Origin of the sequence: Acidovorax sp. CF316 (assembly GCF_000276605.1) — a bacterium.
In the GTDB taxonomy this organism is placed as follows: domain Bacteria; phylum Pseudomonadota; class Gammaproteobacteria; order Burkholderiales; family Burkholderiaceae_C; genus Acidovorax.
In genome coordinates this window covers 30,147-53,415 of the sequence record NZ_AKJX01000261.1, presented here as the reverse complement: position 1 = coordinate 53,415, position 23,269 = coordinate 30,147, and the positions used below count along the sequence as shown (strand labels likewise).

20 protein-coding genes are annotated in these 23,269 nt (G+C 69.8%); 13 read left to right on the top strand and 7 right to left on the bottom strand.

Going from position 1 to position 23,269, the window contains the following annotated elements:
- Positions 1-17 precede the first annotated feature (17 nt).
- From PMI14_RS29235 to PMI14_RS29225, 3 genes are read right to left on the bottom strand one after another with little or no spacing between them, the layout of a single operon-like run.
- The gene (locus PMI14_RS29235) at positions 18-1,406 is read right to left on the bottom strand and encodes an FAD-binding oxidoreductase (RefSeq protein ID WP_007860488.1); all 1,389 of its coding nucleotides are present in this window, start codon (positions 1,404-1,406) and stop codon (positions 18-20) included.
- A 5-nt stretch (positions 1,407-1,411) separates the two neighbouring features.
- Positions 1,412-2,440 carry a TRAP transporter substrate-binding protein gene (locus PMI14_RS29230; RefSeq protein WP_007860487.1) on the bottom strand — a complete coding sequence of 343 codons (1,029 nt, stop codon included), beginning with the start codon at positions 2,438-2,440 and terminating at the stop codon, positions 1,412-1,414.
- Between the two features lie 22 nt (positions 2,441-2,462).
- Positions 2,463-3,362 carry a fumarylacetoacetate hydrolase family protein gene (locus tag PMI14_RS29225; RefSeq protein WP_007860486.1) on the bottom strand — a complete coding sequence of 300 codons (900 nt, stop codon included), beginning with the start codon at positions 3,360-3,362 and terminating at the stop codon, positions 2,463-2,465.
- Positions 3,363-3,475: 113 nt separating this feature from the next.
- Between PMI14_RS29225 and PMI14_RS29220 the strand changes: the two genes are divergently transcribed.
- From PMI14_RS29220 to PMI14_RS29210, 3 genes are all read left to right on the top strand, one after another.
- On the top strand, positions 3,476-4,156 hold the full coding sequence (locus PMI14_RS29220; protein WP_007860485.1) for a GntR family transcriptional regulator: 681 nt from the start codon (positions 3,476-3,478) through the stop codon (positions 4,154-4,156).
- An 82-nt stretch (positions 4,157-4,238) separates the two neighbouring features.
- On the top strand, positions 4,239-5,390 hold the full coding sequence (locus PMI14_RS29215) for a serine hydrolase (RefSeq protein ID WP_238541927.1): 1,152 nt from the start codon (positions 4,239-4,241) through the stop codon (positions 5,388-5,390).
- On the top strand, positions 5,329-6,396 hold the full coding sequence (locus tag PMI14_RS29210; protein ID WP_007860483.1) for a serine hydrolase: 1,068 nt from the start codon (positions 5,329-5,331) through the stop codon (positions 6,394-6,396). Before PMI14_RS29215 ends, PMI14_RS29210 begins: the two co-directional genes overlap by 62 nt.
- A gap of 10 nt (positions 6,397-6,406) precedes the next feature.
- Here PMI14_RS29210 and recQ read toward each other — a convergent pair whose 3' ends face one another.
- Complete coding sequence (gene recQ / locus PMI14_RS29205; RefSeq protein ID WP_007860482.1) at positions 6,407-8,269, bottom strand: DNA helicase RecQ; 1,863 nt, start codon at positions 8,267-8,269, stop codon at positions 6,407-6,409.
- 283 nt (positions 8,270-8,552) lie between these two features.
- Between recQ and PMI14_RS29200 the strand changes: the two genes are divergently transcribed.
- From PMI14_RS29200 to PMI14_RS29160, 9 genes are all read left to right on the top strand, one after another.
- Positions 8,553-9,524, top strand: coding sequence for a tripartite tricarboxylate transporter substrate binding protein (locus PMI14_RS29200; protein WP_007860481.1), 972 nt, complete (start codon positions 8,553-8,555; stop codon positions 9,522-9,524).
- A gap of 23 nt (positions 9,525-9,547) precedes the next feature.
- Positions 9,548-10,789: a CaiB/BaiF CoA-transferase family protein gene (locus tag PMI14_RS29195; protein ID WP_007860480.1), complete on the top strand. Its 1,242-nt coding sequence runs from the start codon at positions 9,548-9,550 to the stop codon at positions 10,787-10,789.
- Positions 10,786-11,214, top strand: coding sequence for a cupin domain-containing protein (locus PMI14_RS29190; RefSeq protein WP_007860479.1), 429 nt, complete (start codon positions 10,786-10,788; stop codon positions 11,212-11,214). The genes PMI14_RS29195 and PMI14_RS29190 overlap by 4 nt, the downstream gene beginning before the upstream one ends.
- Positions 11,211-12,374 (top strand): acyl-CoA dehydrogenase family protein, encoded by a 1,164-nt coding sequence (locus PMI14_RS29185; RefSeq protein ID WP_007860478.1) that lies wholly within the window; start codon positions 11,211-11,213, stop codon positions 12,372-12,374. The genes PMI14_RS29190 and PMI14_RS29185 overlap by 4 nt, the downstream gene beginning before the upstream one ends.
- Before the next feature lie 28 nt (positions 12,375-12,402).
- Complete coding sequence (locus PMI14_RS29180) at positions 12,403-13,287, top strand: LysR substrate-binding domain-containing protein (protein WP_035206280.1); 885 nt, start codon at positions 12,403-12,405, stop codon at positions 13,285-13,287.
- 47 nt (positions 13,288-13,334) lie between these two features.
- A complete protein-coding gene (locus tag PMI14_RS29175) occupies positions 13,335-14,399 on the top strand; it encodes a homocysteine S-methyltransferase family protein (protein ID WP_007860476.1) in 1,065 nt (354 codons plus the stop codon).
- Between the two features lie 182 nt (positions 14,400-14,581).
- The gene (ttcA, locus tag PMI14_RS29170; protein ID WP_052024537.1) at positions 14,582-15,448 is read left to right on the top strand and encodes a tRNA 2-thiocytidine(32) synthetase TtcA; all 867 of its coding nucleotides are present in this window, start codon (positions 14,582-14,584) and stop codon (positions 15,446-15,448) included.
- Positions 15,449-15,478: 30 nt separating this feature from the next.
- Positions 15,479-16,903, top strand: a complete 1,425-nt coding sequence (gene yegQ, locus PMI14_RS29165; RefSeq protein ID WP_007860474.1) for a tRNA 5-hydroxyuridine modification protein YegQ — start codon at positions 15,479-15,481, stop codon at positions 16,901-16,903.
- A gap of 17 nt (positions 16,904-16,920) precedes the next feature.
- A complete protein-coding gene (locus tag PMI14_RS29160) occupies positions 16,921-18,252 on the top strand; it encodes an SH3 domain-containing protein (RefSeq protein ID WP_238541926.1) in 1,332 nt (443 codons plus the stop codon).
- A gap of 1 nt (position 18,253) precedes the next feature.
- Here the strand turns inward: PMI14_RS29160 and PMI14_RS29155 are convergent, their stop codons facing one another.
- Positions 18,254-18,853: a hypothetical protein gene (locus PMI14_RS29155; RefSeq protein WP_007860472.1), complete on the bottom strand. Its 600-nt coding sequence runs from the start codon at positions 18,851-18,853 to the stop codon at positions 18,254-18,256.
- Positions 18,854-18,964: 111 nt separating this feature from the next.
- On the opposite strand from PMI14_RS29155, the gene PMI14_RS29150 reads away from it, so the two are divergent.
- Entirely contained in the window at positions 18,965-20,056 is a 1,092-nt protein-coding gene (locus tag PMI14_RS29150; protein WP_007860471.1) for a hypothetical protein, read from the top strand.
- Here PMI14_RS29150 and PMI14_RS29145 read toward each other — a convergent pair.
- Positions 20,046-21,455, bottom strand: coding sequence for an MFS transporter (locus tag PMI14_RS29145; protein WP_007860469.1), 1,410 nt, complete (start codon positions 21,453-21,455; stop codon positions 20,046-20,048). The genes PMI14_RS29150 and PMI14_RS29145 overlap by 11 nt on opposite strands.
- Positions 21,452-23,071, bottom strand: coding sequence for a class I adenylate-forming enzyme family protein (locus PMI14_RS29140; RefSeq protein WP_007860467.1), 1,620 nt, complete (start codon positions 23,069-23,071; stop codon positions 21,452-21,454). Before PMI14_RS29140 ends, PMI14_RS29145 begins: the two co-directional genes overlap by 4 nt.
- Between the last annotated feature and the right edge of the window lie 198 nt (positions 23,072-23,269).

Below are 23,269 nucleotides of genomic sequence, written 5' to 3'. Positions count from 1 at the left end.
AGGGTGGACAGGTCGCGTCAAAACGCGAAGACCTTGCCGGGGTTCATGAGGTTGTGCGGGTCCATGGCGTGCTTGATCTGGCGCATCAGCGCCACCGGGGCGGCGCCGAGTTCGTCAAGCAGGAAGCCCTGCTTGTGCAGGCCCACGCCATGCTCGCCGGTGCAGGTGCCGTCCATGGCGAGGGCGCGCCGCACCAGGCGTGCGTTGAGCGCTTCGGCCTGCTCCACCTCGGCGTGGTCGTTCGCATCCACCAGCATCTGCACGTGGAAGTTGCCGTCGCCCACATGGCCGACGATGGGCGCGAGCATGCCCGACCGCTGCAGGTCCTGCGCGGTCTGGCCCACGCATTCGGCCAGGCGCGAGATCGGCACGCAGACATCGGTGACCACCGAGCGGCAGCCTGGGCGCAGCTGCAGCGCCGCGAAGTAGACGTTGTGCCGGGCTTCCCACAGGCGCGTGCGTTCCTCGGGGCTGCTGGCCCACTGGAACTGCGCGCCGCCGCCGTCCATGGCCAGGGCCTGCACGGTGTCCACCTGTTCCTGCACGCCGGCTGCGCTGCCGTGGAACTCGAAGAACAGGTGGGGCTGCTCGGGCAGGCCGGTGCGGCTATGGCCGTTGAGCGCGCGGATGGCCGTGGCGTCGACGAACTCGCAGCGCGCGATCGGCACACCGAGCTGGATGGTCTGCACCACCACCTGCACGGCGGCATCGATGTCGGGGAAGGCGCACACGGCCGCCATCACGCTCTCGGGCAGCGGGTACAGGCGCACCGTGGCCTCCACCACCACGCCCAGCGTGCCCTCGGAGCCCACGAACAGGCGCGTGAGGTCGTAGCCCGCAGCCGACTTGCGCGCGCGCTGGCCGGTCTTGACCACCTCGCCATCGGCTGTCACCACGGTGAGGTTGAGCACGTTCTCGCGCATGGTGCCGTAGCGCACGGCATTGGTGCCGCTGGCGCGCGTGGCGCACATGCCGCCGATGGTGGCGTCGGCCCCCGGATCGATGGGAAAGAACAGGCCCGTATCGCGCAACTCGGCGTTGAGCGCCTTGCGTGTCACGCCCGGCTGCACCGTGGCGGTCTGGTCCTCGGGATGGATGGCGAGCACCCGGTCCATCTGCTGCAGGTTCAGCGTGAGCCCGCCGCGCGTGGCCAGGGTATGCCCTTCGAGCGACGAACCCGCACCATAGGGCACCAGCGGCACGCGGTGGTCGCGGCACAGGCGCACGATGGCCAGCACCTCGTCGCGCGTGCGCGCATGGGCCACGGCATCGGGCGGCATGGCGGCAAAGATCGACTCGTCGCGCCCGTGGTGCTCGCGCACCGCCAGGCTGGTGGACAGGCGCGGGCCGAGCAGCTGGCCCAGGGCATCGAGGAAGGCGGGCGGCAGGGCAGGGTGGGCAGCCATGTCGCTCACTGCGGCTTGGTCGCGGCGCGCGCCTTGGCGATCTCGCTGCGCACCAGGGCCATGAACTCCGGGCCGATCTTCTCCAGGTGCGGCGCGATGGCTGGCGGTACCCGGTCGCGGATGGCCTGCAGGTCGGCCTCGGAGAACTGTGTCACCTGCATGCCCTTGTCCTTCATGCCCTGCAGGGCCGCACCGGCCTCGGCGGCCGTGGTCTTGCGCTGGTAGGTGGTGGCGCTCTTGGCGGCGGTGGTCATCATCTGCTTCTCGTCGGCCGAGAGGCTGTCCCAGTACTTCTTGGACACGGCAAAGATCAGCGGCGAGTAGACATGGCCCGAGAGCGTCATGTACTTCTGCACTTCATAGAAGCGCTGCGTGTACATCAGCACGATGGGGTTTTCCTGGCCGTCGAAGGCCTTGGTCTCCAGCGCCACGAAGAGCTCTGACCAGGGCAGCGGCGAGGCGTTCGCGCCGATGGCCTTGAAGGCGTCGAGCGTGAGCGGGTTGGGCTGGGTGCGCAGCTTCAGACCCTTGAGGTCATCGATCTTGTTCACCGGCCGGCGCGAGTTGGTGATGTGGCGAAAGCCGTTCTCCCACCAGCCCAGCACGTGGATGCCCACGGCGGCGAGCTTGGTGTTGAGCTGCTGGCCCACGGGGCCGTCGAACACTGCGTGGGCCTCGGCCTCGGTGTTGAACAGGAAGGGCACGTCCTGGAAGCCCAGTTCCTTGACCTGGCCGAGCAGCGCCAGCGCGCTGCCGGTGTAGAACTCCTGCACGCCGCCCTGCAGGGCGCCCAGCATCTGCGGGTCGGGCCCCAGGGCCTGGTTGGCGATCACGGTGATCTTCATCTTGCCGCCGGTGGCCTTGTCCATGTCGGCGGCGAACTGCTTGGCCGCCAGGCCGGCCGGGTGGTTGTCGGCCAAGCCATGGCCGAAGCGGGCCGTGCGGGGCTTGGCGTCCTGGGCCTGGACGCCGAGGGCGACCAGGGCGGTGAGCGTGCCGATGAGGGTGGCGCGCAGCAATCGGTTCAATGGCATGGCAGTCTCCTGGGGGTGGGCGTTATGCGGTGGCGGGCTCGAAGGGGCGGGGCGCCGTGGCGGTTGCGGCATGCACGGGGTTGCGCAGCAGGCCGATGCGCTCGATCTCCACCTCGCAGGTGTCGCCGGGCTTCATGTACAGGCGCGGCTCGCGCGCATGGCCGATGCCGGCCGGGGTGCCCGCCACGATCAGGTCGCCTGCCTCCAGCGTGATGGCCTCGCTGATGGTGACGATCAGCGACTCGATGTCGAACACCATGTCGTCGGTATTGGCCGACTGCACGGTCTGGCCGTTCAACCGGGTTTCCAGCCGCAGGCCGCGCGCACCCGGCGGCAGCTCGTCGGCGGTCACCAGGCAGGGGCCGAAGGCGCCGGTGCCGTCGAAGTTCTTGCCCATGGTCCACTGCGGCGTCTTGAACTGGTATTCGCGCACGCTGGCGTCGTTGAAGACCGAGTAGCCCAGCACGTGGGAGAGTGCGTTGTCCCGCGTGATGCGGCTGCCGCCGGTGCCGATCACCGCGACCAGCTCGCCCTCGAAATCGAGCGAATCCGACAGCGGCGAGTGCAGCAGCGGTGCGCCGTGCGCGATCACGCTGGAGTTGAAGCGCGCGAACAGGGTCGGGTAGGCGGGCTGCACGAAGCCGCTCTCGGCCGTGTGGTCGCGGTAGTTCAGGCCCACGCAGATGATCTTGGCTGGCCGGGCCACGGGTGCCAGCAACTGCACGGCGGCCAGGTCCACGGCGTCCTGGCGGGCCATGGCAGCGGCAGCGGCGTCCAGCGCCGCACGTCCCTGGCGCAGCAGGTCGTCCACGTCGCCGGGGTAGCCGGCCGCACCTTGGGTCGTGCCATGCCATGCGCCGGTGGCCGGTTGGTAAACAGCCCAGCCGCTGTGGCCGGCCGACTGGAAGCGAAGCAATTTCATCAAGTCTCCTGGTGGGCGATCAAAGGACGGAGTCCGGACCGCACGGATATATATTTGATCGAATAATCTATTATTTGTGTGTTGGTAGATTCCCGGATAAAATCTGGACTGACATGCTGACCACCCTCCCCAAGCGCACCCAGGCCGAGACGGCGTGCGACCTGATCCGTGCCGAAATCCTCGACGGGCGCCTGCCGCCGGGCGCCAAGCTGAACATCAAGGCCGTCGAAGAGCGGCTGGAGCTGAGCCTGGGCGCCGTGCGCGAGGCGTTGTCGCGCCTGGGGGCCGAGGGCATGGTGGTGGGCGAGTCGCACCGCGGCTACCGCGTGAGCCCGGTGAGCAAGGACGAGCTGCTGGACCTGACCCGTGCCCGGGTGGAAATGGAATCGCTGTGCCTGGGCCAGGCCATGGACCATGGCGATGTGGAGTGGGAGACGCGCATCGTTGCGGCGGCCCACCGCATGGAACGCCTGCAGTCCCTGCCCTCCGAGGCCGAGGCGCGCTCCACCACCGCCTGGAACGATGCCCATGGCGAATTCCACGAGGCCCTGGTCAGTGCCTGCCCCAACCAGTGGCTGCTGCGCATGCGCGACATGCTTTATCGCCAGAGCGAGCGCTACCGCCGGCTGTCGGTGCCGCTGAGCACCGACGTGCGTGATGTGCGCAGCGAGCACCGCCACATCATGGAAGCGGCGCTGGCGCGCGACAAGGCGCGGGCCTTTGCGGCCATCGACACCCACCTGTTTGCCACCGCGCAGATCATCCTGCGCTCGCCGTTGCTGCAGGAGCCATGAGCGTGCGGGCGCGGTAACCTTCGGGATCACACAGTGTTACCGGCCCCACGGGGGGGCGGTGTACCGTTGCAGTTTTGCGGAGGTGCCCGCCATCGCCCGTCTGCAGGCTTTCATCCTTTCGTTGACCCTGTCCGCTGCGGCGCTGGCCGCAGGCCCTGCGCAGGCCCAGGGCGCCCCGTCACCGCGCCCCGCCTGGCCCGAGTTGCTGCAGGCCGAACTGGTCCAGGTGGCGGCGCAGAACACGGCCGGCATCGGCGTTTACGTGCGCGACCTGGAGACCGGCATCGCCGTATCGCACCGTGGCATGGAGCGCTGGTACCTGGCCTCCACCGTCAAGGTGCCGGTCGCGCTGGCGGTGCTGCAGGCGGTGGAGCGCGGCGAATTCACGCTGGACACGAAACTGCGCGTGCGCGCCTCGGACTACGTGGACGGCGCGGGCCAGACCAATTCCAAGGCCGTGGGCACGGCGCTGAGCGTGCGCTACCTGCTTGAGCAGATGGTCATCTACAGCGACAACACGGCCAGCGACATGCTGATCGGGCTGGTCGGCATCCGCGCGGTGAATGCCCTGGTCGAGCAGCTCGTGCCGCGCGGCTTCGAGCGCATCACCAGCCTGGCCGACGTGCGCCGGCACGCCTACGGCCAGCTCACGCCGCAGGCCTCGCACCTGTCGGGCCACGACTTCCTGGTGATCAAGCAGCAACGCAGCGATGCAGAGCGCATGCAGGTGCTCGCGCGCCTGCTGCACGTGCCGGCCTCGTCCTTCCTGCTGCCCAGCGTGGGCGAGGCCTTCGAGGCCTACTATGCGGGCGGGCTGAACTCGGGCCGGCTCGATGCCTATGCCGACCTGCTGGAGCTGCTGGTCCACGGCAAGATCGTCAATCCCGAGCACACGCGCTACCTGCTGGCGGTGATGGAGCGGGTGCAGACGGGGGTCTACCGCGTGCAGGCCGGCCTGCCCAAGGCGGCGCGCTTTGCGCACAAAACGGGCACGCAAAGGGCGCGCACCTGCGACTCCGGATTGGTCACTGTCCCACGTCTCGGCCGGGACCGGCGCGTTATCGTGGTCGCCTGCACGCGTGGAGAGCTGTCCAGCGCGCGTTCAGACCGTGCCCTGCGCGACGTGGGGGCGGCCCTGTGCCAGTCTGGATTGCTGACCGACGGACGAACCCATGACCCAGAGTGTCCCCCCGTGGCGCGCGTGGTGCACCGCGCTGATCCTGGCGAGCGCTAGCCTGGCTGCGCAGGGCGCCGCCTGGAGCGACGCGCTGCGCCAGCAGATCGAACGCATCGACGCCGCCACGCCCGGCCGGCTCGGCGTTTATGTGAAGCGGCTGGACAACGGCGAAGTGCTGTCCTACCAGGCCGAGCGGCCCTGGTACCTGGGCTCCTCGGCCAAGCTGCCGGTGGCCATCGCGGTGCTGCAGGAGATCGAGCAGGGCCGGCACAGCCTGGCCGAGCAGGTCACGCTGCAGGACACGGACAAGGTCGATGGCTCGGGCAACGTGGTCTGGAACAAGGCCGGCACCCGCTACCGGGTGGATGCACTGCTCAAGCGCATGCTGATGGAGAGCGACAACACAGCCGCCAACATGCTGATGCGCAGCATCGGCGACGAGGCGCTCAACCGCCATGCGCGCGAGCTGCTGGGGGGCAAGGGCTTCGAGCGCATCACCAATTTCGCGCAGGTGCGCTACGACGTGTATGCCGAACTGCACCCCGACGCGCTCACCATGAGCAACATGGACCTGGTGCGCCTGGCGGCCGCGCCCATGGGGCCGCAGCGCGTGGACGCGCTGGCCCGCACCATCGAGGTGGACAAGGCGGATTTCCGCGTGAAGACCATGGACGAGGCCTACCGGCGCTACTACGCACGCGGCCTCAATTCCGCACCGCTCACCTCCTATGGCGGTATGCTGGAGAAGCTGGTCACCGGCAAGCTGCTCTCGCCCGCGCACCAGCAGCGCCTGTTCACCGACCTCAAGTACGCTACCTACGATGCCTACCGGCTCGAAGCCGGCCTGCCGCGCAGCGAGCGCTTCATCCACAAGACGGGCACCCAGCTGCACCGCGCCTGCCACATGGGCGTGGTCAACCCGCAGGACGGCGGCCGCGCCGCCATCGTGGTGGCCACCTGCGCCGAAGACCTGGACGAGCACGGCGAGGCTGGCAAGGCCTTCGAGCAGATCGGCCGGGCCATCACCGCGACCCTGCTGCCGGGCAAGAAGCCTGGCCGCTGAGCGGCGCAGGCTACTGCGCGCAGACGCGCAGCACCTCGCTGCCGTAGGCCTCGAGCTTTTTCGCGCCCATGCCGCTGATGCCCTGCAGGTCCTCCTGTGTGGCCGGGTTGCGCTCGGCGATGGCGGCCAGCGTGGCGTCGTGGAAGATCACGTAGGCCGGCAGGTTGTGCTCCTTGGCCACCTCGGCACGCCAGGCCTTGAGGTTGATGAAGCGCACCTGCGCATCGGGCCCCAGGTTGGCGGCGGCGGCTGGCGGCGCGCTGCCCTTGCGGGTGCGCTTGGCCGGCGCGGCCGACACCGATTCGCGCAGCTGCACCGGCACCTCGCCCTTGAGCACGGCGCGCGAGCCCTCGGTCAGGCACAGGGTGTCGAAGCTGTGGCCGCTGTCGAGCATCACCTTCTGCAGGCCCAGGGCGCCGGTGGCGATCAGCTGGCGCAAAACACCACGCAGCTGGGGCTCGGACAGGTCGGCCCCGATGCCGAAGGTGGAGATCTTGTCGTGCCCGAACTGCGCCACCTTCTCGGTCTGCTTGCCGCGCAGGATGTCCATGATGTGGCCCGCGCCGAAGCCGATGCGGCTGACCTGCTGCACCCGGTAGATGGTGGACAGCAGCTTGCGCGCCGCGTCGGTCGCATCCCAGATGGCCGGGGGTGTGAGGCAGTTGTCGCAGTTGCCGCAGGGCGTGGACTCCTCGCCGAAATAGGCCAGCAGGCGAACGCGGCGGCAGTCGGTGGCCTCGGCCAGGGCCAGCAGCGCGTCGAGCTTGCCGCGCAGCGCCTGCTTGAACTCCTCGCCCGCGGGGCTCTCGTCGATCATGCGGCGCTGGTTCACCACGTCGTTCAGGCCGTAGGCCATCCAGGCGTCGGCGTTCAGGCCGTCGCGGCCGGCCCGGCCGGTCTCCTGGTAGTAGCCCTCGATGTTCTTGGGCATGTCCACGTGCGCCACGAAGCGCACATCGGGCTTGTCGATGCCCATGCCGAAGGCGATGGTGGCCACCATCACGATGCCTTCTTCGCGCAGGAAGCGGTCCTGGTTCTTCTGGCGCACCTTGGTATCGAGGCCCGCGTGGTAGGGCAGGGCGGTCAGGCCCGCGTCGCTCAGGGTGGAGGCCAGCTCCTCCACGCGCTTGCGCGACTGGCAGTACACCACACCGGCCTCGCCCGCATGCTCGCGCTCGATGAAGCGCAGCAATTGGGTGGTGGCGTCCTTCTTCTCGACGATGGTGTAGCGGATGTTGGGGCGGTCGAAGCTGCTGATGAACAGCCGCGCGTCCTCGAGTTGCAGGCGCTCGATGATGTCGGCGCGCGTGAGGTCGTCGGCCGTGGCCGTGAGGGCGATGCGCGGCACGCCGGCATAGCGCTCGTGCAGCACCGTGAGGGCGCGGTACTCGGGCCGGAAGTCGTGGCCCCACTGGCTCACGCAATGGGCTTCGTCGATCGCGAAGAGCGACAGGTGCCCTTCGTTGTACAGGCTGTCGAGCAGGCCCAGGAAGCGCGGCGTGTTCAGCCGCTCCGGTGCCGCGTAGAGCAGCGTGATGGCGCCGGTCTGCAGGCGGAATTCGACGTCCTGCGCCTCGTCGAAGCTCAGCGTGGAGTTCAGGAAGGCCGCGTCCACCCCCGCCTCGTGCAGGGCGCCCACCTGGTCGTGCATCAGCGCGATCAGGGGCGAGATGACGATGGTCACCCCGCGCCCCTGCTGTTGGCGCACGATGGCCGGCACCTGGTAGCACAGCGACTTGCCGCCGCCCGTGGGCATCAGCACCAGCGCATCGCTGCCGCCGATCACATGCTCGACGATGTCCTGCTGCGGGCCCCGGAACTGCTCGTAGCCAAAGACGTCGTGCAGGACGGTATGGGCGGGTGACGGACTCAATGACTCTCCTTTTGATAGCTGCCGCAGCGCATGGCAAAAGGGCGGCAGCCTGGTCGGGTGGGTGTTCAACGGCGCCGGCGCGCGCATCTGCGGCGGCGGGCAAAGGCGCCTATTGTGCGCTGTGCAGGCGCCCGGTTCGGGCCAACCCGGTGCCGCAGCCAACGATTCGCAATGCGAATGGATCGGTCCGATTATCCAATTGGACGCAAATGGCTGCCCCGGACAAGATGCGGTCCAGCCCCGGCACAAGGGGTGTCCGTACACCCATCCAGGAGACAAAGACATGCATCACATCTTCCGGGCCGTGCTCACGGCCTGCGCCGTGGCGGCGGCCAGCCTGTCGGCAGGGGCGCAACAAGCCGTGTACCCCAGCGCGCCCATCACCCTGGTGGTGCCGTTCGCGGCCGGCAGCGGCACCGATTCGGTGGCCCGCACCGTCAGCCAGAAGCTCGCCGAGCGGCTCAAGCAACCGGTATTGGTGGACAACAAGCCCGGCGCCAATGCCCAGGTGGCCGCGCAGATCGCCGCCAAGGCCAGGCCCGACGGCTACACGCTGTTCATGACCACCAACACCTCGCATTCGGCCAACCCGGCGCTCTACTCGGCCCTCAAGTACGACCCGATCAAGGACTTCACGCCCGTGGCGCGCGTGGGCGAGCTGCCGTTCGCACTGGCCGTGCACCCCTCGGTGCCGGCCAAAACCCTGGGTGAACTGATCGCCTACGCCCGCGCCAACCCCGGCAAGCTCAGCTACGCCACGCCCAACAGCACCTCGCTGGTGGCGATGGAAAGCATCAAGCACATCGCCGGCATCGACCTGCTGAGCGTGCCTTACAAGTCGAGCCCGCAGGCCATGACCGACCTGGTGGGCGGGCAGGTGCAGGTCTACGTGGCCGACCTGGGCTCGGGCATGAGCATGCTCAAGAGCGACAAGGTGCGCACCCTGGGCATCACCACGGCCCAGCCCTCGCCCCTGCTGCCGGGCGTGCCGCCCATCGGCCAGACGGCCAAGGGCTTCGACCTGACCTCCTGGAACGGCATCTTCGGCCCGGCCGGCATGCCGCCGGCCGTGGTGAACCGCCTGAACACCGAGCTGCAGGCCGTGCTGGCCGACAAGGACACGCAGGACAGGCTGGCGCTGATCGGCTTCCAGGTCTGGCCGAGCAAGACCCCCGAGGAGTTCGCCAGCTACGTGGCCGAGCAGCTCAACCACTGGCGCACCCTGATCCGCCAGGCGGGCATCAAGCCCGAATGAACCGACCGAGAGGAACCCCTTCCATGCAGGATACCAGGCCCCCCGGGACGGCAGGCCCGCTCGCCGGCGTGCGCGTGCTCGACCTCACCAGCGTCATCATGGGCCCGTTCGCCACGCAGATCCTGGCGCAACTGGGTGCCGAGGTCATCAAGGTGGAGACGCCCGAGGGCGACAACATGCGCCACGTGGGCCCCATGGCCAACCCGGGCATGGGCCACATCTTCCTGCACGCCAATGGCGGCAAGCGCAGCATCGTGCTCGACCTCAAGCACCCCGCGGGGCGCGAGGCCGCGCTGCGCCTGGCCGAGGGTTGCGACGTGCTGATCAGCAACGTGCGGCCCCAGGCACTGGCGCGGCTGGGGCTGGACGCCGCCGCGGTGGCCGCGCGCAATCCGCGGCTCATCCACGTGAGCTGCTGCGGCTTCGACCAGGAGGGGCCCGACGCCGCGCGCCCCGCCTACGACGACCTGATCCAGGGCGCCACGGGCATCCCCTGGCTGATGCAGCAGTACGGCGCGCCCGAGCCTGCCTATGCGCCCACCACCCTGTCGGACCGCGTGACCGGGCTGCACGCGGTGTACGCCGTGACGGCCGCGCTCTATGCGCGCGAGAAGACCGGCCAGGGCCAGGCCATCGTGGTGCCGATGTTCGAGGCCATGGCCCAGTTCGTCCTGGGCGACCACATGGCGGGGCTCAGCTTCGAGCCGCCGCGTGGCGATGCGGGCTATGCGCGGCTGCTCACCGCGCACCGCAAGCCCTATGCCACGGCCGACGGCATGCTCTGCGTGCTGATCTACAACGACAAGCACTGGCGCAGCTTCTTCGCCGCCATCGGCGAGACCGAGGGTCTGGGCCTGGACCCGCGCTTTGCCACGCACGGGGCGCGCGCCGCGCACATCGACGCCGTGTACGCCGAGGTGGCGCGCATCCTGCGCGGGCGCAGCACCTCCGAATGGCGCGCCCTGCTCGACGCGGCCGACGTGCCCCACATGCCCATGAACTCCCCGGCCGACCTGCTGGCCAATGCGCAGCTGCGCGCCACCGGCTTCCTGCACGACAGCCTGCACCCGACCGAAGGCCCGCTGCACACCATGGCCCACCCCACGCGCTGGTCCGGCACGCCGCCGGCACGGCAACTGGCACCCGCCCCGCGCCTGGGCGAACACACGCGTGCCTTGCTGGCCGAGGCTGGCTATGCCCCCACCGACATCGATGCCCTGCTGGCCCAGGGCGCCTGCCACCTGCCCGCCGGAGACACTGCATGACCACCCCTGCCACCCCACCCCGCTACCTGGTGCGCAGCGCCGGGGTGCCCGCTTACCAGCCGGCCAACCACCAGCACACGCACAACCAGCGCCTGATCGGCCCCGAGACCGTGGGCGCCCGCCAGATGGAGGTGCTGCTGGGCACCCTGCACGCGGGCGGCGGCGCGCTGCCCCATGCCCACCCGGGCATCGAGCAGGCCTGCTACCTGCTGGAGGGCACGGCCCGGGCCGAAGTGGCGGGCGAGGTGTTTGACATGCTGCCGGGCGACATGTGCTTCTTCCCGGCCGATGTGGCGCATGTTTTCACCGTGACCAGCGAGGCACCGGTGAAGTTGCTCGTCATCTACAGCCCCCCTTACCTCGAATCGCCCGAGCGGGTGGTCCGCTTCCCTGCTGCTTCTTCAGCCACCGCTGCGTCCGCATGAACTTCGCCCTCTCCCCCGAACACGAACAGATCCGCGATGCCATCGAGCGCGTCTGCGCCCCTTTCGACGCCGACTACTGGCTGCACAAGGACCGCGACGGCGGCTTTCCCGAGGATTTCCACCGCGCCCTGGCCGATGCCGGCTGGCTCGGCATCGCCATGCCCGAGGAATACGGCGGCGCAGGCCTGGGCATCAGCGAAGCGGCGCTGATGATGCACACCATCTCTGCCACCGGCGCGGGGCTGTCGGGCGCGTCTGCGGTGCACATGAACATCTTCGGCCTGCACCCGGTGGTGGTCTTCGGCACCGAGCAACAGAAGGCCCGCTGGCTGCCGCCGCTGATCGCGGGCCGCGACCGGGCCTGCTTCGGCGTGACCGAGCCCAACACCGGGCTGAATACGCTCAAGCTCACGACGCGGGCCGTGCGCCAGGGTGACCACTACGTGGTGCACGGCCAGAAGGTCTGGATCAGCACCGCCCAGGTGGCCAACAAGATCCTGCTGCTGGCGCGCACCACGCCGGTGGAGGAATGCACGGGCACCGAGGGCCTGAGCCTGTTCTACACCGACCTGGACCGCAGCACGGTCGAGGTGCGCGAGATCGACAAGCTCGGGCGCAAGTGCGTGGACTCCAACCAGGTCTTCATCGATGGCCTGCGCATCCCCGTGGAAGACCGGGTGGGCGAAGAAGGAAAGGGGTTCAGCTACATCCTGCACGGCCTGAACCCCGAGCGCATCCTGATCGCCAGCGAGGCCGTGGGCCTGGGCCGCGCGGCGCTGGCCCGTGCCGCCGGCTATGCCAACGAGCGCGAGGTGTTCGGCCGCCCCATCGGCCAGAACCAGGGCGTGCAGCACCCGCTGGCGCTGTCGTGGATGGAGCTCGAGGCCGCGCACCTCATGGTGCAGAAAGCCGCCTGGCTCTACGACCAGCACCTGCCCTGCGCGGCCGAGGCCAACAGCGCCAAGTACCTGGCGGCCGAGGCCTGCTACCACGCCTGCGAGCGCGCCATCTTCACCCATGGCGGCATGGGCTACGCCAAGGAGTACCACGTGGAGCGCTACCTGCGCGAATCGTGGATACCGCGCCTGGCGCCCGTGAGTCCGCAGCTCATCCTGTGCTTCATTGCCGAGAAGGTGCTCGGGCTGCCCAAGTCGTATTGAGGCGCGCATGCGCTGGCATGATGGGCGCATGAAGCTGTACCTGCTGCGCTACTTTGCCGTGCTGGCCGAAGAGCTGCACTTCGGCCGTGCGGCCGAGCGCCTGGCCATCACCCAGCCGCCGCTCAGTTCGGGCATCAAGGCGCTGGAGGACGAGCTGGGCGTGAAGCTGTTCGAGCGCAGCAGCAAGCACGTGGCGCTCACGCCCGCGGGCCATGCCTACCTGGCCGAGGTGCGCGTGGTGCTCGACCGTGTGGCGCGCGCGGGCGAAACGGCGCGCGCCGTGGCGGCGGGGCTGCGCGGGCGCCTGGACATCGGCTTCACCGGCTCCATGGTCTACCGCGACATGCCGGCCATCGTGCGCGCCTTCGGCGCGCAGGCGCCGGGCATCGAGGTGCAGCTGCGCGAGATGTCCACCGGCGAGCAGCTCGAGGCGCTGCTGCACCGCCAGCTGCACGCCGGCTTCATCAACAGCAGCGTGGTGCCCGAGCCGCTGGCCAGCCTGCCGCTGGCCGAGGACCACTTCGTCTGCTGCCTGCCCGAGGACCACCCGATGGCGCAGCACCCCACGCTGGACCTGCAGGCGCTGGCCGCCGAGACCTTCGTGATGTTCTCGCGCGACGTGGCGCCCGCCAACCACGACAACGTGATCGCCCTGTTCCACCGCGCCGGCATCCACCCCCACACACGCCATGCGGCGCGCCAGTGGCTCACGGTGGTGGCGCTGGTCGCCCTGGGCATGGGCGTGGCCCTGGTGCCGGCCGCCATGGCGCGGGCCGGGGCCCAGGGCGTGCGCTTTGTGCCCATTGCCGGCCTGCACCACCCCACGGTGGGGGTGCTGGCCTGGCACCGGGACGCGGTGAGCCCGGCGCTGCGCGGCTTCCTGGACGTGGCGGCCGCTGGCCAACAGGGGTAACCGGCCCGGGCCAGCAGGGGAAAAGCCGCGCTTTCTACAATAGCGGGATGCAAGCCCTCCAATACACCCGCGCCCGGGAACTGCCCGACATCCTCGCCCAACGCATCGCCATCCTCGACGGCGCCATGGGCACCATGATCCAGCGCTTCAAGCTGGGCGAGGCGCAGTACCGGGGCGAGGGCTACACCGGCCCCGGCAACGCGGGCGAGCGCTTCAAGGACTTTGCCTACGACGTCAAGGGCAACAACGAGTTGCTAAGCCTGACCCGGCCCGACGTGATCAGCGACATCCACGAGCGCTACCTGGCCGCGGGCGCCGACCTGATCGAGACCAACACCTTCGGTGCGACCACCATCGCGCAGGAGGACTACCACATGGCCGATCTGGCGCGCGAGATGAACCTGAAGTCCGCCCAGCTGGCCCGCGCCGCCTGCGACAAGTACAGCACGCCCGACAAGCCGCGCTACGTGGCCGGCGCCCTGGGCCCCACGCCCAAGACGGCCAGCATCAGCCCCGACGTGAACGACCCCGGTGCGCGCAACATCGACTTCGAGCAGCTGCGTGCCGCCTACTACGAGCAGACCGAGGCGCTGGTCGAAGGCGGCTCCGACGTGCTGCTGGTCGAGACCATCTTCGACACCCTGAACGCCAAGGCCGCGCTGTTCGCCATCGACGAGTATTTCGAGAACAGCGGCCAGCGCCTGCCGCTGATCATCAGCGGCACGGTGACCGACGCCTCGGGCCGCATCCTCTCGGGCCAGACCGTGACGGCCTTCTGGAACAGCGTGCGCCATGCGCGCCCCCTGGCCATCGGCCTGAACTGCGCCCTGGGCGCCACGCTGATGCGCCCCTACATCCAGGAGCTCAACCGCGTCGCCGGCGACACCTTCATCAGCTGCTACCCCAACGCCGGCCTGCCCAACCCCATGAGCGACACCGGCTTTGACGAGACCCCCGAGGTGACCAGCCGGCTGGTGCACGAGTTCGCGGCCGAAGGGCTGGTGAACATCGTGGGCGGCTGCTGCGGCACCACGCCCGACCACATCGGCGCAATCGCGCGCGCGGTGGAAACCGTGCCTGCGCGCAAGATGTTCTACCCGGCCGAGGCCTGAATCCCGGGGCCGGTGGGCCCATCTGTACGAAAATCGATCCTGGCGATGGCTTTGCCATCGCCAGGTGCTATGCATACCATCGCAATTTTGGACCGCAGCATCTGCTGCGGCCGTGAATCCTCCTGCCCGCCATGCTGACCGACGCCCCCACCTCGCCCCCCGTTGCCGCACCACCCGCCCCCATGGCGGGCAGTACGGACCGCGAGGCCCTCAAGCTCGAAAAGCGCCTGGTGCGCCAGGTCAGCCAGGCGATTGCCGACTTCGGGCTGATCGCCGATGGCGACAAGGTCATGGTCTGTGTCTCGGGCGGCAAGGACAGCTACGGCATGCTCGACGTGCTGCGCATGCTGCAGCAGCGCAATGGCAACCGCTTCGAGCTGATCGCCGTCAACCTCGACCAGAAGCAGCCGGGTTTTCCGGCCCAGGTGCTGCCCGACTACCTGGCGGGGCTGGGCGTGCCCTTCCACATCGAGACGCGCGACACCTACAGCGTGGTCAAGCAGCATGTGCCCGAGGGAAAAACGATGTGCAGCCTGTGCAGCCGCCTGCGCCGGGGCATCCTGTACCGCGTGGCCGACGAACTGGGCTGCACCAAGATCGCGCTGGGCCACCACCGCGACGACATGCTGCAGACCTTCTTCCTGAACATGTTCTTCGGCGGCAAGCTCAAGGGCATGCCGCCCAAGGTGCAGAGCGACCGTGGCGACCACCTCGTCATCCGCCCGCTGGCCTATGTGGCCGAGGACGACCTCACGCGCTGGGCGGCGCTGCGCAACTTTCCCATCATCCCCTGCACCCTGTGCGGCAGCCAGGAGAACCTGCAGCGCAAGCAGATCGGGCAGATGCTGCGCGACTGGCAGCAGCTGTACCCGGGCCGCATCGAGAACATGGCCGTGGCGCTGCGCAACCTGGTGCCTTCGCACTTCATGGACCCGCGCCAGTTCGACTTCCAGGGCCTGGTGGCCAATGGCGTGGCCGATGCCGATGGCGACAAGGCCTTCGATGGCGAGGAATTCCCGCAGGCCATTGCCATGCCGGTGCCGCGCTGAACAACCCACAACCCGACTGGATGGCCCCCGATGACCGCCCTCAAAGCCCCTGAACTGCTGTTGCCCGCCGGCTCGCTCGACAAGATGCGCGCGGCCTATGACTTCGGCGCCGACGCCGTGTACGCCGGCCAGCCGCGCTACTCGCTGCGCGCGCGCAACAACGAGTTCCGCCTGGAGCAGATCCGCCAGGGCATCGAGGAGGCGCATGCGCGCGGCAAGAAGTTCTTCGTGACCAGCAACCTGATCGCGCACAACGACAAGATCCGCACCTACCTGCGCGACATCGAGCCCGTGATCGATTTGAAGCCCGACGCCCTGATCATGGCCGACGCCGGCCTGATCATGATGGTCAAGGAAAAGTGGCCCGAGGTGCCCGTGCACCTCTCGGTGCAGGCCAACACCACCAACTGGGCGGCCGTGAAGTTCTGGCAGAAGATGGGCGTTGCGCGCATCATCCTCTCGCGCGAGCTGAGCCTGGACGAGATCGCGCAGATCCGCCAGGAGTGCCCGGACATGGAACTCGAGGTGTTCGTGCACGGCGCGCTGTGCATCGCCTACTCGGGCCGCTGCCTGCTCAGCGGCTACTTCAACCGCCGCGACCCGAACCAGGGCACCTGCACCAATGCCTGCCGCTGGGGCTATGCCACGCATGGCGCCGAGGTCGACCCGACCACCGGCGAGGCCGTGGCGCAGAAGATGGAGGCCGGTTTCGACTTCGCCGCCGCGCAGCAGGAGGCCGAGCAGTCGTTTTCCACCTGCGGCGACGGCGTGCGCCACCCGGCGGCCGACCAGGTCTACCTGCTCGAGGACATCGGCCGGCCCGGCCAGCTCATGCCCATCATGGAGGACGAGCACGGCACCTACATCCTCAACAGCAAGGACCTGCGTGCCGTGGAGCATGTGGCGCGGCTGGCGCAGATCGGCGTCGACTCGCTCAAGATCGAGGGCCGCACCAAGAGCCTGTACTACGTGGCCCGCACCGCCCAGGTCTACCGCCGCGCCATCGACGACGCCGTGGCCGGCCGGCCGTTCAACCCCGAGCTGCTGCTGGAGCTCGAAGGCCTGTCCAACCGCGGCTATACCGGCGGCCTGCTCGAGCGCCGCCCCAGCCAGGACTACCAGAACTACATCAGCGGCCACTCGGCCACGCAGCGCAGCCAGTTCGCGGGCGAGGTGCTGGGCGCCGACGGCCAGGAGGCCGTGGGCCTGGCGGGCGACTGGGTGCAGGTGGAAACCAAGAACCACTTCGCCGTGGGCGACCTGCTGGAGGTGGTGCACCCCAGCGGCAACATCCAGCTGCGGCTCGAGCGCATGCACGACGTGCACGGCCAGCCCGTGGCCGTGGCCCAGGGCAACCCGGTGCGCGTGTGGATCCCGCTGCCCGCGCGCTATGCGGGGGCACTGCTGGCGCGTGTGGTGGAACAGCCAGCGGCCGCGCCGGAGCTGGTGGCGTGATGCCGCGGCGGGCAGGATTGATCTCCCTGGCCGCCGCACTTGCGGGAGCGGCTCTGTGGGCGCCGGGCGCGGGCGCGCAGCTGGGGCCCGAGCCTCCGGTGCGCCATGTGCAGGGCTCCTGGGTCAACCTGCGCGAGCGGCCCCGGCCCGATGCCCGCGTCGAGGCCCAGTTGCCGGCCAACACCGTGGTGCGCCTGCTGGCCGAGCAGGACGGCTGGTGCGAGGTGTTCTACACCGGGGACAGCCGGCTCAACCCCGATGGCAAGGGCGAGGTGATCCGCTTCATCCCCTTCCAGTCGCACATGGCCTGCAACCTGCTGGCGGCGCAACCGTTGACGCTGCCGCAGGCCGCGAAGGACCCGGCCCGGGCCTTCTGGGTGGCGCCGTCGTCCAACCGCCTGCGTGCCTATGGCAATGCCTTGCCCCGGCCCGCGGCCCTGCAACTGCCGGCCTTGCGCAAGAGCCACGCCGAAGGGGCCGAGGTGCGCTACCCCGCCCGACCCGAGTTCGATGCTGCCAAGCGCCTGCTGCGCGCCGGCGTGCTGCCCGACACGGCCCACGAGATCGCGCGCGGCAAGCCGGTGCCGGACCCTGTCGCCGATCTCAAGCTGCCAGGCCTGCGCCTGGCCCTGCAGCCCATTGCGTCCTCGCGCTTCAAGCGCCATGGCGAGGTGGCGCTGCTGCACGACACCGAGGCCGACGGCCTGGCCGCCGTGGCCGGCAGCCGCATTGCCGTGGTGCCCACGGCGGCGCCCATGGGCCGCTACAACCGCCACAGCGGGCCGGAGATCGAGTTCGTCACCGGCTTCTGGGATGTGGGGGCGGCCGACCTGGTCTTCGATCCGCCGCTCACCATCTATGCCATCACGCAGCAGGGCCTGGTGGGCGCGCAGGCCCTGCGCAAGCGCAGCTGGCAGATCGACAATGCGGACTTCTACTGCGGCGGCAACTACACCGGTCCGGCGTTCGAGGATCCAGGGGCCGAGGGGGACGAGGTCGTCCCCGTCAAGCGCTATGCACGCCTGCCGGAAACGGCGCAGGTGCTCACCCGCCTGGTCACCACGACCGAGCTGCCCGCCAGCGCCGCGGCGGTGAAGTCCCAGCGCCAGCCCCTGGGCTGGACCATCCCTGCCGAGCCTCCCGAAGTTCCCAAGCCGGTGCGCATCCAGACGGCCGTGGTGGCCTACGAGATCGACCTCGACCGCGACGGCATTGCCGACATCTTGCGCTTCGAGGTGCCCTTCAAGGGCGAGATGTCGGGCCACCCCCTCTTTGCGCACCACTGGTACCTCAACGTCGGCGGCCAGTGGTTCCGCGCTGGCCGCTGGATCGACCAGGAGTGCACCTGAACTAAGGTGGTGGAGCCGGCTGGCGCAGCAATGCCGCCAGCACCAGGGCCTCGGCCAGCACCTCGAAGACCTCCTCGAAGGTTTCCAATGCTGGCGGCACGCCGGGCCACTGGTCGACGGCAATCGCCCACAGGCCGACCAGCAGGCCGGCCCACACCAGTGCCTGCGTGCTGCGGTGGCTGAGCGCGCGGTGCAGCCAGGCCAGCGTGGCCACGCCGACCCCGCCCACAGCCAGCAGGGGCGCCTCGCGCACCCAGGTCGACTGGCAGGCCGCGGTCCATTCGATGCAGCGGAACTTCCACAGCTCGTGCAGCATGAACTGCTCGTCCAGCGCCAGCGCGCCGAAGGCCAGCACCAGCCAGATGCCCAGCAGCCGGGGCAGGGCGCGCTCGGCGGTCAGCCGCAGCGCGGTGACGGACAGGGTGAGCAGCAGCGCGCTCGACAGCCAGGCGGCCGGCGAGGCGTCGGAGCGGAAGGCGCGCTCCCAGCTGGGCGCGAACAGCGCGGCGCTGAGCAGCAGGAAACCGGCCACGGCGGCGAGCAGGGCAGGGGCCACCCAGGGATGGGGCGGCAGCGAAGGCGGCGAGGGTGGAGTGGGCATGGTGGCGTGGGCAGGCCGGATTCTGACGCAGGCCGGGTGGGCCGGTGATCGGGTGCCGCTGTTCAGCGGGGTCGAATCGCTCCAGAATCGGGCCTTCACCCCACCGCCCGCATGGCTGCACCCATCGACCCCTCTCGCCCTGGCGCCCTGCCGCCCGTGGCCCAGTTCCTGGCCGAGGCGGCGCTGCAGCGCCAGGCCGCGCTGCTCGGGACCGACAAGGCGGCCCCGGCGCGTGCGCCGTTTCCGCTGGGCGATCCCGCAGCACCCGCGGCCCCTGCCGCACCCGTGCCCGGGGCAGCGCCCCCGGCGCCGGCAGTGGCCGACAAGGCCAGCATTTCGCCGCAGGCGCGTGGCCCCCTGGGCGCGGGCTTCGATCCGCGGGGCCATGCGGCGGCGGCCAGCCCGGCGGGCGCTGCGGTGCGCAACCTGCTGCCTGCGGCGCTGGCACCGGGGGCGCCGGTGCCAGCACCTGCTGCGTCCGCGGCAGCACCGCTGTCTGCGGCCTGGCCGGCCGAGGGGCTGGACGCCCCGGCGCTGCGCATGGTGGGCGCCCTGGTGGCGCAGCTCACCGAGGGCAGTGGCATTCCCCAGCGCGTGGTTGCGGCCCAGCCCTGGCCCGTGGGCCTGGCGCATGCACTGGAGAAAGGCGATGCCGAGCCCGGGCAGCCGCCGCTGCAGACCTGGCTGGTGCGCCAGGGCACGGTGCAGACGCCCGAGGGGCCACGCAGCTTTGCGCTGACCCTGCGCGTGCCGGTGCCCTGGATGGCGTCGCAGTCGACACCTCTCGCCGCGGCGGGGCTGGGCGCGCCGGCGCCGTTGCAGGTGCCGTTTTCCGGCAATGCGCAGGCGCTGCAGTCGGGGGTGTTCGCGCTGGTGCTGCAGGGGCCTGAAGCCGCGGCCACGGCGCGCACCAGTGCGCTCCTGGTGCTGGACTTCCAGGCGCAGGTGCCGGCTTCGGTCTATGGCCGAGAGATGCTGCTCGCGCCAGGCCAGCGCCTGGACCCCTGGACGCAGATGGCGGTGCTGCAGGCCAGTGGCCATCTGCCGGTCGATGAGGAGCGTGAGCGCGAACGGCCGCTGTGCGAGGTGGCTGGCTGCCCTTATGCGGGGCGCACGCCTTGTGCGCAGCCGTTCTGCCTGGCCTTGCGCTGGGTGGACCCGGTGGTTCCAGCGCTGCCCGCAGGGCCCCAGCTCAGCCCGTGAACTGGCTGTCGCGCACGTCGCCCACGCTGCGGCGGATCTCGCCGTGCCGCGCGCGCGTGATGGGGTAGACCAGCAGCAGCGGAATCGCCAGCGCCAGGCACAGTGCGGGCAGCGGGCCGGTCATGAGCCGTATGCCGCCCAGCGCCTCGGGCGACTGGGCCACGTTGGGTACGTAGTGCGTGATGTCCAGCACGGCCGCAACGATCACCGTGGCCAGCGTGCGCGCGATCTTGTCCACCAGACCGAACAGGCCGTAGTACATGCCGGTGGTGCGCTCGCCCGCGAGCATGTGGCCGTGGTCGATGGTGTCAGGCACCATCGCGAAGGGCACGATCCAGTGCGCGCCCATGCCGATGCCGATCAGCGCCAGCACGGCGGCCACCGCCCCCTGCTGGCCCGGCCCGATCCAGTACAGCACCACCAGGCCCGCGGCACTGAACACCAGGCCCAGCATGTAGGCCCGGTTCTTCTCCCAGCGGTCCACCACGCGCTTCCAGACGAACAGCGAGACCGCCACCACCCCGAGCAGGATGGCCATGAGCCGCGGCAGGTCGCCCTGAGTGCCCTGCAGCTGGTAGATGACGAAATAGGCCAGCGCGCCCTGCACCAGGGTCAGGCCCAGGCGCACCAGGCCGGCCGCGCTCACCAGCAGCAGGAAGGGCCGGTTGCGCAGCGTGCCCAGCAAGGTACGGCGCACCGAATCCCAGGCAGGCGAGGGGTCGGCGGGGGCGGGTGCCTCGTCGGCCACGGGCTCGCGCACGCGCCAGGCCACCACGGCCACCGCCATGCCGGCGGCCAGGCCGAAGCAGGCACCGGCCAGCGCGTAGCCCGTGCGCGCATCGGGCGCGGCACGCACCAGCACTGGCATGAGCACGCTGCCCGCGAAGAAGCCGATCAGGGCACCGAGCGAGGCAAAGGCCGTGAGGCTGGTGCGCTCGTCGTAGTCGCGCGTGAGGTTGGCGGCCATGGCCTGGTAGGGCAGCTGCACCAGCGTCATCAGCGTGTCGAACAGTGTGTAGGTGATGGCAATCCACAGGAACGCCGCCACGGGCGACAGGCCCGGGGGCACCATCCATACCGCGGCCGACACCACGGCCAGCGGAATCGCGCCGTAGATGAGGTACACGCGGTGGCGGCCCCAGCGCGAGCGCGTGCGGTCCGTCACCCAGCCGAACAGCGGGTCGTTGATGGTGTCCCACACCTTGCCCACCAGCAGCGCGGCGCCGGCCACGGCCGGCGGCACCAGGGCCACGTCGGTGTAGAAGATCATGAGCAGGAAGCCCATGGCGGCGATCAGCATCTGCAGGCCCACGTTGCCCACGGCGTAGCCGAGCTTGGTGCCCAGCGGCAGCCTGGTGTCGGCGGTGGTGGCGGCCTGCGCGGCGGTCGGCCCGCTCACAGCGCGTGCGCCGGTTCGGCCACGGGCTCTTCGGCGTCGAGCATGGCACGCACCTCGCGGCGCAACATCTTGTTGAGGAAGCTGCGCGGGATCTCGGGCACGATGCGCACGCGGTCGGGCTGCAGTGCCGCGGTCAGGTTCTCGGCCAGGTACTCGGTGATGTCGTGCTCCAGCGCACGCCAGTTGTGCTCGGTGCGCCAGCTCTGGCGCAGGCTGACCACCAGCACGGCCTGCTCGCCGTGCTGCACCAGGCAGCATTCCTTGACGGCGGGGTGCTGGTGCGTGACTTCTTCCACCTCGCGCGGGTTGAGCAACTGGCCGTCCTTGCGCACGCGGTCGGCATTGCGGCCCAGCACGTGCAGGTAGCCTGCCTTGTCGAAATAGCCCGTGTCACCCATCACCACCCAGCCGTTGCGAAGCGTCTCGGCCGTTTTCTCGGGGTCGTGCCAGTAGCGCTCGAATTGCACCGGGGTCTGTACCGTGATGAGGCCCGTGGAGCCCAGGGGCAGCGGATGGAAGTCGTCATCGCGGATCACCACGTCCACGCCGGGCATCACGCGCCCCACCGACGACAGGATGTCCAGGCCCAGTGGCGCGCCGCTGGCGTCCACATGCTCGTGCGGCAGCAGCCAGGTGATGGGCGGCAGAGCCTCCAGGCAGCCGTAGCCCTGCTGGAAGATGGGGCCGAAGCGGCGGATGGCTTCGGCGATCTTGGGCGCGGGCATCATTTCCGAGCCATAGGGCACATGGGTCAGCGAGGCCAGGCGGTAGCGCGGCAGCTCCGGGTCGTCCAGCAGGTCGATGATGGCCGACGGCGAGAGGAAGGCGCGCGAGACCTTGTGGCGCTCGATCAGCCCGGCCAGCGTGGCCGAGCGGAAGTTCTCGGGCATCACCAGCACCGCGCCCGAGAGCAGCGTGGGCAGCACCAGGCCCGAGCCCGGCCCGGTGAGCGGCAGGCCCAGCATGTTGATGTCCTGGCCGCTGGCCGGGGGGGTGAAGTTGATCGACTGGGCAATGAAGCGCACGCTGTCCAGGTACTTGCGGTGGGTGTAGCCGATGGCCTTGGGCAGCCCGGTGGTGCCCGAGGTCATGTGCAGCGCGAACACCTCGTCCTCGTGCACCCTGGCCGTGCCGCGCGTGGGCGTGGCCTGGGCCAGCGCGTCCTCGTAGGGCTTGCCCAGGGCCAGGATGTGCAGGCCGGGCATGCGCTCGCGCACGGTGGCCAGGATGGGCTCGCTCAGCGCCGGGTCGTGGATGAACACGGCGGGTTTCACGCGCAGCAGGGTATCGAGCGCGGCCTGGGCCGACAGGTGCTTGTGGAAGCTCGCGAAGATGGTGCCGTTCTCGAACGTGGCCAGGCGCGTCTCGTACTGCTCGCCGGTCTCAGGCAACCAGGTGAAGACGATGTCGCCCTGCTGGACGCCCTGCGCCTGCATCCAGCCGTGCAGGCGCAGCACGCGGTCGTGCAGCTGTTGGTAGGTGAGGGTGCCGCGCCGGTCGATGAGGGCGCGCTTGCTGCCATGCAGTCGGTAGGCCAGGCGGGCCACCGAGCGGGCGGTGCGCAGGCGGCTCAGCATGAAGCGCGCCATGACGCTGCGCAGGGAGGGAAGGGCCACCGTTGTCTCCTGGGATTGCCGAGATGAAAAGGCAGTCTCCCACGCGGCCTGCGGGGCAATCATTTCCATTTGTTGGCGTGCGTATCTGCCTGTTTCAGCAGCCGCCCAGCGGTCGCATCGTGCCGACAACAGGCATGAACGCGGGTGTGCGGCGTCGCCCGGACGCAACAGGCACCTCCCGGAAAAAAGCCGCCAGCA